This is a genomic window from Streptomyces sp. PA03-6a, from assembly GCF_033792765.1.
Classification (GTDB): domain Bacteria; phylum Actinomycetota; class Actinomycetes; order Streptomycetales; family Streptomycetaceae; genus Actinacidiphila.
In genome coordinates this window covers 1-9,760 of record NZ_JARAVK010000300.1, presented here as the reverse complement: position 1 = coordinate 9,760, position 9,760 = coordinate 1, and the positions used below count along the sequence as shown (strand labels likewise).

The window sequence follows — 9,760 nt, the reverse complement described above, 5'->3', positions numbered from 1 at the left end:
GGGCGGTGCTCGGCAGCGGCGAGGGCGCAGGCCAGGGCGTGCGCGGTGACGTCCTCGGGGGTGCGCGGACCCCAGGGCATGCCGTCGGGGGCGCTGGAGGGCCCAGAGCAGCCAGACGTAGGAGGCGGCGAGGAGGGCGACGCCGGGCAGTCCCTGCTCGGCGGCCAGTTGCAGGGGCGCCGACTACGGCGTGCCCCCGCCGGGCGCCGAGCGAGCCGGTGCGGTGCCCGCCTCGGCGAAGCGGCCCGGGCCGATCCCGCGTACGGGATGGTCCCGGGCGGTCTCCAGGGCGTCGTGCCACAGCCGGACCCGGGCCGGGGTGAGCTGCCCGGACAGCGAAGCCGACAGCCCGGGCGGCAGGGCGTCGACGGCGACCGCGCAGGTGCCGCCGACCGCCACGACGAGGGCCAGGGCCAGGCCCGCGAGACCGGCCGCGCGGCGCGTGCGGTCGGCGGCCAGCGAGCACAGGACCACCCCGAGGCACGCCGCGAACCCCGCGGCGGAGCCGACGGCCAGCGCGAACCCGGCCGCCGTGGCGCCGAGCAGGCGCAGGCCCAGCCGGAGCGGTCGGGTCCGCGCGGCCCAGGCGGCGCAGCAGGCGGCGCCGGTGGCGAGCACCATCAGTGCGGCGTCGGCGTTCGCGTACCCGAGCGGTGGGGTGTCCGGGCCGCCGGACAGGCGCCCGGGGAGGGCGACCACCAGGACGACCGCGGTGAGGGCCGCCACGGCGGGGACGGCCACCGGACGCAGGGCGCCGCCCACGCGGCCTGCCGCGTATCCGGCGGTGACCGCCAGGACGGCCAGGAGCACGCCCTCCGGACGGGCCGGGCGGCCCGCCGCGGCGACCAGCGACCACACCGCGCAGCCGGCGAGGACCAGCGCGCCGACCGCGTCCGTCCATCCGGAGCGCGGGCGTTCCGCCGGGCCGTCGTCGGCGCCCCCGACGCCTGACCGCGTGCCACCGGTTCGCGTGTCCATCAGCGCACCCCCTGACCCCCGGGGCCGGGGGGTTCCCCGGGGGTCACCGTAACCGCTGGGGGCTCGGGATGTGGAGATCCCGTGCGCGAACGGCAAGTGCCGCGCTCACGGACCTGATCCACGGGAGGGCCCGGCCGAGGACGTAGGCTCGGCGGCGTGCCGATTCCCGAATTCCTCCGCGAGCTGCGGGCCCTCGTCGGCCACCGGCAGCTGCTCCTGCCCGGTGTCACGGCGGTCGTCCTCGACGACGACGACCGCGTCCTGCTGAACCGGCGGGCGGACAACGGACGCTGGTCCCTCATCGGCGGCATCGCCGAACCCGGCGAGCAACCCGCCGAGACCGCCGTCCGCGAGGTGCTGGAGGAGACCGGCGTGCGCGCGGTCGTGGAGCGCGTCGTCCTTGTCCAGACGATCGACCCGGTCCTCTACCCCAACGGGGACCGCTGCCAGTACGTGGACATCACCTTCCTCTGCCGGGCCGTCGGCGGGCGGGCCCGCGTCGCGGACGACGAGTCGCTGGAGGTCGGCTGGTTCGACGTGGACGGTCTGCCCGACCTCGGCAACCACGGGCGGCTGCGCCTCAAGCACGCGCTGTCCGACGGCCCGACCTGGTTCGAGCCCGCGGGGCCGCCGCAGGAGTGAGTGTGCGCCGCCCCCACGGGCGGTGTCACGAGTGTGGGCGGCGCACACATCGGTCGGGACCCACGCGCTGCCTAGCCTGCAGTGCATGACGCCCACGCCCCCCGCGCCCCGTTCCGCAGCAGGCCCCGTCCCGCCGTCCGGGCCGCCGGACCTGGACGGACGCACCGCGCTCGTCACCGGCGCCGCCGGCGGCATCGGCCGCGCGTGCGTCCTGCGCCTGGCCGCCGCAGGCGCCAAGGTGCGGGCCGCCGACCGGGACGCCGAAGGCCTGGCCGAGCTCGCGGAACAGGCCGCGGCGGGCGGCCGCCCCGGCGCCGTCGAGACCGTGACGCTGGACCTGACCGACCTCGACGCCGCCGAGCAGGCCGCCGCGGGCACCGACATCCTGGTCAACAACGCCGGGCTGCAACTCGTCCGCCCCATCGAGGACTTCCCGCCCGACGTCTTCGCCACGGTGCTGCGGGTGATGCTGGAGGCGCCCTTCCGGCTGATCCGGGGGGCGCTGCCGCACATGTACGGGCAGGGCTGGGGCCGGATCGTGAACATCTCCTCCGTCCATGGTCTGCGGGCCTCGGCCTACAAGAGCGCCTACGTCTCGGCCAAGCACGGGCTGGAGGGGCTGTCCAAGACCGCCGCCCTGGAGGGCGCCGCACGCGGCGTCACCTCGAACTGCATCAGCCCCGCCTATGTGCGCACCCCGCTCGTCGAGCGGCAGATCGCCGACCAGGCGGCCGCGCACGGCATCGATCCCGAGCGGGTCGTCACCGAGATCATGCTCGCCGACTCCGCCGTGAAGCGGCTGGTGGAGCCCGAGGAGGTCGCCGAACTGACCGCCTACCTCTGCTCGCCGCAGGCGTCCTTCATCACCGGTGCCTCGCTCACCATGGACGGTGGATGGACGGCACACTGATCTGCCGGTATCTCTGACAGCGTGCCCCGCGACCCACTCCACGCCCCCGACGACGACGGCGGAACCATGGCTCCCCACAGCCCTTCCGACGCACCCTTCCTGCGGCTGCTCGCCCGCGGGGCGCCGGCCGAGGAGTACGAGCGGCCCGTCCTCGCGGCCAGGGCCGAGGGCGCGCCCCCCGCCGTGCTCGCGGAGATGGAGCAGGCCAAGCTGCTGGCCCTGCGCGTGCGGGCGGAACTGGAGGGCCGGCGGCGGCGCGAGGCCGAGCTGTCGGCGCTGTTCGAGACGGCGGGCGACCTCGCGGGCCTGCGGGACCTGGACTCGGTGCTGCAGGCCATCGTGCAGCGGGCGAGGTCCCTGCTCGGCACGGACGTCGCCTACCTCAGCCTGATCGACCGGAAGGCCGGCGACACCTACATGCGGGTCACCGAGGGGTCGGTCTCCGCCGAGTTCCAGCGGGTACGGCTCGGGATGGGGGAGGGGCTCGGCGGTCTGGTCGCGCAGACCGCGCTGCCCTACGTCACCGAGTCCTACTTCGACGACGAGCGCTTCCGGCACACCCACCCGATCGACTCGGCCGTGCACGACGAGGGCCTGGTGGCGATCCTCGGCGTGCCCCTCGTACTGGGCACCGGCGTCATCGGGGTGCTGTACGCCGCGGACCGCCGGGCCCGGGTGTTCGAACGCGGCCAGATCGCCCTGCTGGCCTCCCTCGCCTCGCTCGCCGCCGTCGCCATCGACACGGCGAACCTGCTGGAGGAGACCCGGTCCGCGCTCGCCGACCTGGGCACCGCCAACGACACCATCCGCAGCCACAGCGCCGTGCTGGAACGCGCCTCCGAGGTGCACGACCGGCTCACCGAACTCGTGCTGCGCGGCGGTGGCGTGGACGACGTCGCGGACGCCGTCGCCGAGGTGCTCTCCGGGACGGTGCGGGTCGTCGGCACCGACCGCGACCCCGTCCCCGACGTGCTCGCCGACGCCGTGGCCCGCTCCCGGAAGGACGGCCACGCCGTACGGCAGGGCCAGACCTGGACGGCCGCCGTCACCGCGGGCGGCGAACTGCTGGGCGCCCTCGTGCTGCACGGCCACCCCGAACTCGACCCCGTCGACCAGCGCACGCTGGAGCGGGCCGCCATGGTCACCTCCCTGCTGCTGCTCGCCCGGCGCACCGCCGCCGAGGCCGAGCAGCGCTTCCGGGGCGAACTCCTGGACGACCTGCTCGACGCCCCGCAGCGTGACCCCGCACTGCTGCGTGAACGCGCGGGCCGGCTCCGCGCGGACCTCGACGCCCCGCACGTCGTCCTCGCCGCCCGCGTCGGCGAGGAGCACGCCGGGGCCGCAGCAGACCGGCAGCGGCTGTGGTCGGCCGCCTCCCACCTCGCCGCCACCCGGCGGGGTCTGGCCGCCGCACGCGACGGCGGCACCGTGCTGCTGCTCCCGCTGGAGCCGGGCTCCGACGCCTCCGCCACCGCCCGCCGGATCGCCCAGCAGCTGGGCACGGCGGTGCAGGCGGCCGTCACGGTGGGGGCGTCCGGCCCCGTCCACGCGCCGGCCGGGCGGCCCGGCGCCGTCGCCCTGGCCTACGCGGAGGCGCAGCGCTGCGGAGACACGCTGCGCGCCCTCGGCCGGGTCGGGGAGGGCGCCGCGGGCGACGACTTCGGCTTCCTCGGACTCCTGCTGACCGAGTCGCGCGACGTCGACGGCTTTGTGCACCGCACGATCGGCGCCGTCGCCGACTACGACAGCCGCCGGGGCACCGACCTCGTGCGCACCCTGGACGCCTACTTCGCCAGCGGGATGAGCCCCGTGCGCACCAAGGACGCCCTCCACGTGCACGTCAACACCGTCGCGCAGCGCCTGGAGCGCATCTCCCACCTGCTCGGCGCCGACTGGCAGGCCCCGGACCGTTCGCTGGAGATCCAGCTCGCGCTGCGCCTGCACCGGCTCTCCGCCGGGCAGGAGGGCCCGCCGGGCCCCGCCGGTCAGCTCTGATCCGCGCCCGCGACCAGCTCCACCTCGAACCCGTCTCCGTTCTCCAGGTAGGCGGCACAGTGCTCCTCGCCGCCGGCGTACGGATGCAGCTCGGGGAACATCAGCGTCCAGCCGTGCCCCGGCGAGCGGGCCACCAGGGCGTCCAGCTCCGCGCGGCCCGCCACATGGAACGCGAGGTGGTTCAGCCCCGCCCTGCGGCGCTCGTGCGGTCCCTCGACGAGATCCGGTGACCGTTCGACGACGATATAGGTCGCCCCCAGCCGCCAGCTGCGGCCCGCCTCCCACCGCTGGTACCGGACGTAGCCCAGCTCGCCCAGCAGCCAGCCCCACTCGGCGTCCGCGCGCTCCAGCTCCGGAACCCACAGCTCGACATGGTGCAGCACCCCCGTCATCGCTCTCGTGTCACTCACGGTAACGACGGTAGACCCCGCCACTGACATGCCGTGACGGGGTCCACGTACCGGGGGTGCGGAACGTGTCCGCCCGGGTCAGCCCGCGTGGGCCGACCGGGCCAGCGGGGCGTCCTCCGGGGCCCCGGACTCGACGGCGTCGAGGTCCCGGCCGCGCGTCTCCTTGGCCACCCCGACCGCGACCAGCGTGATCAGCGCGGCGGCGATGACGTACAGCGAGATGGGGACCGAGCTGTCGTAGGACGCGAGCAGCGCGGTCGCGATGAGCGGAGCCGGGGCGCCCGCGGCCACGGAGGCGAACTGGGCGCCGATCGAGGCCCCGGAGTAGCGCATGCGGGTCGCGAACATCTCGGAGAAGAAGGCCGCCTGCGGCGCGTACATGGCGCCGTGCAGCACCAGGCCGCCCGTGACGGCCAGCAGCAGGGCCGGGAAGCTCTTCGTGTCGATCAACGCGAAGAAGGGGAAGGCCCACAGCCCCACGCCCGCCGCGCCCAGCAGGTACACCGGCCTGCGCCCGACGCGGTCGGAGAGCGCGCCCCAGGCCGGGATGACGGCGAAGTGCACCGCGGAGGCGATGAGCACGGCGTTCAGCGCGGTCTGCTTGCCCAGGGCCGCGTGCTCGACGGCGTAGACGAGGACGAAGGCGGTGATGACGTAGTAACTGATGTTCTCCGCCATGCGGGCACCCATCGCCACCAGGACGTCCCGCCAGTGGTCGCGCAGGACCGACACCAGCGGCAGCCGCTCGATCGTGGACTCCTCCGCCTTGCGGGCCTCCGCCCTGGCCAGCGCCGCCTTGAACACCGGGGACTCGTCGACCGAAAGCCGGATCCACAGCCCCACCATCACGAGCACGCCCGAGAGCAGGAACGGGATCCGCCAGCCCCACGAGGTGAACGCGGCGTCCGAGAGCAGCGCGGTCAGCGCCGACAGCACACCGGTGGCGAGCAGCTGCCCGGCCGGCGCGCCCGTCTGCGGCCACGAGGCCCAGAACCCGCGCCGCTTCGCGTCACCGTGCTCCGAGACCAGCAGCACCGCGCCGCCCCACTCGCCGCCGAGCGCGAAGCCCTGCACGAGACGGAGCATGGTGAGCAGCACCGGAGCGGCGACGCCGATCGTGGAGAACGTCGGCAGCAGGCCGATGCAGAAGGTCGCGCCACCCATGAGCAGCAGGCTCAGCACGAGCAGCCGCTTGCGGCCGAGGCGGTCCCCGTAGTGGCCGAAGACCAGGGCGCCCACCGGACGGGCGGCGAAGCCGACCGCGTAGGTGAGGAACGACAGCAGCGTGCCGACCAGCGGTTCCTCGTTGGGGAAGAACAGCTTGTTGAAGACCAGCGCGGCGGCGGAGCCGTAGAGGAAGAAGTCGTACCACTCGATGGTGGTGCCGATGAGGCTCGCCGCGACGATTCTGCGGAGCGAGCCGGGTGCGGTGGGCGCGGGTGCCGGGGTTGCCATGGTCACCACTTCCGGGCGGGGGACGGGGACGTTTCCGATGTCGCCACACCGTAGAAACGGCCACGTCACGCTCCCATGTGGTGGAACACCACAGTTGTGCCGCCGGGTATGCGGGCGGGCACCATGAGCCTCCCGTCCGGGGTGCCCGGCGCCGCCGGGGCGGGACCGTGGGGTGGTGCCCGGGCGCCGGGAGGGTCCATTCGAGTGGCGGCCGCTCACGAGATATCTTGATGTCGAGCAATGTTGCAGACGTGGAGCGGAGCACCCGGTGACTGACTCGACCATCATCTATACGCACACCGACGAGGCGCCGGCGCTGGCGACGTACTCGTTCCTGCCCGTGATCCAGGCGTACGCCTCCACGGCCGGAGTCGCCGTGGAGACCCGTGACATCTCCCTGGCCGGGCGCATCATCGCGAGCTTCCCCGAGTACCTGGAGGAGGGCCAGCGCATCGCCGACGCCCTCGCCGAGCTCGGCGAGCTCGCCAAGACCCCGGCCGCGAACATCATCAAGCTGCCGAACGTCTCGGCCTCGATCCCGCAGCTGAAGGCCGCGGTCGCCGAGCTGCAGGCGCAGGGCTACGCGCTGCCGGACTACCCGGACGACCCGAAGTCCGACGAGGACAAGGACGTGCGCGCCCGCTACGACAAGATCAAGGGCAGCGCCGTCAACCCCGTCCTGCGCGAGGGCAATTCCGACCGCCGTGCCCCCGCGTCGGTCAAGAACTACGCCAAGGCGCACCCGCACCGCATGGGCGCGTGGTCGGCCGACTCGAAGACGAACGTCGCGCACATGACCGCCGACGACTTCCGTTCCACGGAGAAGTCCGCCGTCATCGCCGAGGACGGCGCGCTGCGCATCGAGCTGGTCGGCGACGACGGCACGACCACCGTGCTGCGCGAGTCGGTGCCGGTGCTCGCGGGCGAGGTCGTCGACGCCTCCGTCATGCGCGTCGCCGTGCTGCGCGAGTTCCTCGGCGAGCAGGTCGCGCGCGCCAAGGCCGAGGACGTGCTGTTCTCGGTGCACCTGAAGGCCACGATGATGAAGGTCTCCGACCCGATCGTCTTCGGCCACGTGGTCCGCGCCTTCTTCCCCGAGACCTTCGCCCAGTACGGCGAGACCTTCGCGGCGGCCGGCCTCACCCCGAACGACGGCCTCGGCGGCATCCTCAAGGGCGTCGAGTCCCTGGCCGACGGCGCGGCGATCAAGGCCTCCTTCGAGGCGGAGCTGGCCGAGGGCCCGGCCCTGGCCATGGTCGACTCCGACCGCGGCATCACCAACCTGCACGTCCCGAGCGACGTCATCGTCGACGCCTCCATGCCGGCCATGATCCGCACCTCCGGCCACATGTGGGGCCCGGACGGCCAGGAGGCCGACACCCTCGCGGTGCTCCCGGACAGCAGCTACGCCGGCATCTACCAGGCCGTCATCGACGACTGCCGCGCGAACGGCGCCTTCGACCCGGCCACGATGGGCTCGGTGCCCAACGTCGGTCTCATGGCGCAGAAGGCCGAGGAGTACGGCAGCCACGACAAGACCTTCGAGATCCAGCACACCGGCACCGTCCGCCTGGTCGACCAGGCCGGGAACGTCGTGCTGGAGCAGGCCGTCTCCGCAGGCGACATCTTCCGCGCCTGCCAGACCAAGGACGCGCCGATCAAGGACTGGGTCAAGCTCGCGGTCACCCGCGCCCGCGCGACCGGCGACCCGGCGGTGTTCTGGCTGGACGAGGAGCGCGCCCACGACGCGAACCTCATCGCCAAGGTGAAGCAGTACCTGACGGAGCACGACACCGAGGGCCTGCAGATCGAGATCAAGTCCCCGGTCGAGGCGATCAAGTTCTCCCTCGACCGCATCCGTCGCGGTGAGGACACCATCTCCGTCACCGGCAATGTGCTGCGCGACTACCTGACCGACCTCTTCCCGATCCTGGAGCTGGGCACCAGCGCCAAGATGCTGTCGGTCGTGCCGCTGATGAACGGCGGCGGCCTCTTCGAGACCGGCGCCGGCGGCTCCGCGCCCAAGCACGTCCAGCAGCTGGTCAAGGAGAACTACCTGCGCTGGGACAGCCTCGGCGAGTTCCTCGCGCTCGCGGTCAGCTTCGAGCACCTGGCGACCACCACGGGCAACGCCCGCGCCCAGGTCCTGGCCGACACCCTCGACCGCGCCACGGGCACCTTCCTCAACGAGGACAAGTCGCCCAGCCGCCGGCTCGGCGGGATCGACAACCGCGGCAGCCACTTCTACCTGGCGATGTACTGGGCCCAGGAGCTGGCCGGGCAGTCGGACGACGCCGAGCTGGCCAAGGCCTTCGGCCCGCTCGCCCAGACGCTGACCGAGAAGGAGCAGGTGATCGTCGACGAGCTGATCGCCGTGCAGGGCTCCCCTGCCGAGATCGGCGGCTACTACCAGCCCGACCCGGCCAAGGCCGCGGCCGTCATGCGCCCGTCCGCGACCTTCAACGAGGCGCTGGCGACGCTCGCCTGACGCGACCGGCAGCACGACGCGAACCGCCCCGGCTGGTGATCCAGCCGGGGCGGTCCCGTGCACGGGGCGCGGCGGGGCGCGCGGTTACGCGAAGACGCCGTCCAGCCACGCCTGCCAGCGCTCCCCGGCCCGCTCGCCGTCGGCGCCGGGGGTGAAGTCGTGCACGCTCACGCCGACCGGGGCGCCGAAGTGGTTGCGGCCGAAGACCCGGTACATCGCGTCACCGGTCCGCAGGCCGACGAAGTACCGGTTGCGGTAGTCGACCACGGCCTCCACCGGCCCGGCGCCGGGCAGTTCGACACGCACCACGGCGCCCTCGGCCGCGTCGTCCGGCACCCCGAGGGCGCGGCTGACGACCTCGAGGGCGTCGGGCGCGGTGGACGCGGCGGGGCCGTTCACGGTGGCGAAGGCGGCCGGCCGCCCGGTGAAGTGGGTCAGGTACTGGCGCAGGGTGTGCAGGTAGAAGTCGGTGTGCTTGCTCGCGCCGTCGTACTGGTTGTCCCAGTCGTCGACGAAGACGCCGCTGTGCACGTAGCGCACCCAGGCACCGCCGCCCTCGCGCTCCTCGATGAGGTGCTCGAGCTGGTTGAAGAACTGGTTGTCGACGCCCTCCGGGCTCTCCACCCGGGCGATCAGGTGGTGCGGCGGGTCCCAGGCGGTGAGGGTGCCGCCGAAGGGCGCGGCGCCGCCCTTGCGCGGCTCGAACTCCTGGGGCCACAGCCAGCCGGCGGAGCCGGTGGTGACGGCCTCCCAGACCTCCTCCGCGCTCGCCTCGGTCTCGAACTCGCGGACGATCTCGAATTCCTTGGACATGGTGCTGCTCGCTCCTCGGGGGACGGGCCCGGACGCCCGGACGACGTGGTGGGTGGTGGGGTGGTGGCG

The 9,760-nt window shown here is 73.6% G+C and carries 8 protein-coding genes and 1 pseudogene; 4 read left to right on the top strand and 5 right to left on the bottom strand.

Translation table 11 applies throughout. From position 1 onward, the window contains the following. Positions 1-98: pseudogene (locus PV350_RS40485) on the bottom strand (glutamate racemase); the annotation flags it as partial. 85 nt (positions 99-183) lie between these two features. Continuing rightward, positions 184-978, bottom strand: a complete 795-nt coding sequence (locus tag PV350_RS40480) for an O-antigen ligase family protein (RefSeq protein WP_500338425.1) — start codon at positions 976-978, stop codon at positions 184-186. 156 nt (positions 979-1,134) lie between these two features. Here PV350_RS40480 and PV350_RS40475 point away from each other — a divergent pair, with 156 nt between their 5' ends. From PV350_RS40475 to PV350_RS40465, 3 genes are all read left to right on the top strand, one after another. Then, a complete protein-coding gene (locus PV350_RS40475; protein WP_500338424.1) occupies positions 1,135-1,620 on the top strand; it encodes an NUDIX hydrolase in 486 nt (161 codons plus the stop codon). Between the two features lie 85 nt (positions 1,621-1,705). Continuing rightward, a complete protein-coding gene (locus PV350_RS40470) occupies positions 1,706-2,530 on the top strand; it encodes a 3-hydroxybutyrate dehydrogenase (RefSeq protein ID WP_499510673.1) in 825 nt (274 codons plus the stop codon). Between the two features lie 66 nt (positions 2,531-2,596). Beyond that, positions 2,597-4,525 (top strand): helix-turn-helix domain-containing protein, encoded by a 1,929-nt coding sequence (locus tag PV350_RS40465; RefSeq protein WP_499516762.1) that lies wholly within the window; start codon positions 2,597-2,599, stop codon positions 4,523-4,525. On the opposite strand, the gene PV350_RS40460 is transcribed toward PV350_RS40465, so the two are convergent. Then, a complete protein-coding gene (locus PV350_RS40460) occupies positions 4,516-4,935 on the bottom strand; it encodes a VOC family protein (RefSeq protein ID WP_499510672.1) in 420 nt (139 codons plus the stop codon). The two genes, PV350_RS40465 and PV350_RS40460, sit on opposite strands and share 10 nt — an antisense overlap. A 78-nt stretch (positions 4,936-5,013) precedes the next feature. Then, positions 5,014-6,390 carry an MFS transporter gene (locus PV350_RS40455; RefSeq protein ID WP_499510671.1) on the bottom strand — a complete coding sequence of 459 codons (1,377 nt, stop codon included), beginning with the start codon at positions 6,388-6,390 and terminating at the stop codon, positions 5,014-5,016. A gap of 268 nt (positions 6,391-6,658) precedes the next feature. On the opposite strand from PV350_RS40455, the gene PV350_RS40450 reads away from it, so the two are divergent. After that, on the top strand, positions 6,659-8,878 hold the full coding sequence (locus PV350_RS40450) for an NADP-dependent isocitrate dehydrogenase (protein WP_500338421.1): 2,220 nt from the start codon (positions 6,659-6,661) through the stop codon (positions 8,876-8,878). A gap of 84 nt (positions 8,879-8,962) precedes the next feature. Here PV350_RS40450 and PV350_RS40445 read toward each other — a convergent pair whose 3' ends face one another. Continuing rightward, the gene (locus tag PV350_RS40445) at positions 8,963-9,691 is read right to left on the bottom strand and encodes an SRPBCC family protein (RefSeq protein WP_499510669.1); all 729 of its coding nucleotides are present in this window, start codon (positions 9,689-9,691) and stop codon (positions 8,963-8,965) included. Positions 9,692-9,760: the final 69 nt, after the last annotated feature.

Excerpts from the sequence above, each read along its gene's own strand:
- PV350_RS40480 (WP_500338425.1), bottom strand. The coding sequence starts at position 978 with ATGGACACGCGAACCGGTGGCACGCGGTCAGGCGTCGGGGGCGCCGAC.
- PV350_RS40470 (WP_499510673.1), top strand. The coding sequence starts at position 1,706 with ATGACGCCCACGCCCCCCGCGCCCCGTTCCGCAGCAGGCCCCGTCCCG.
- PV350_RS40465 (WP_499516762.1), top strand. The coding sequence starts at position 2,597 with ATGGCTCCCCACAGCCCTTCCGACGCACCCTTCCTGCGGCTGCTCGCC.
- PV350_RS40455 (WP_499510671.1), bottom strand. The coding sequence starts at position 6,390 with ATGGCAACCCCGGCACCCGCGCCCACCGCACCCGGCTCGCTCCGCAGA.
- PV350_RS40445 (WP_499510669.1), bottom strand. The coding sequence starts at position 9,691 with ATGTCCAAGGAATTCGAGATCGTCCGCGAGTTCGAGACCGAGGCGAGC.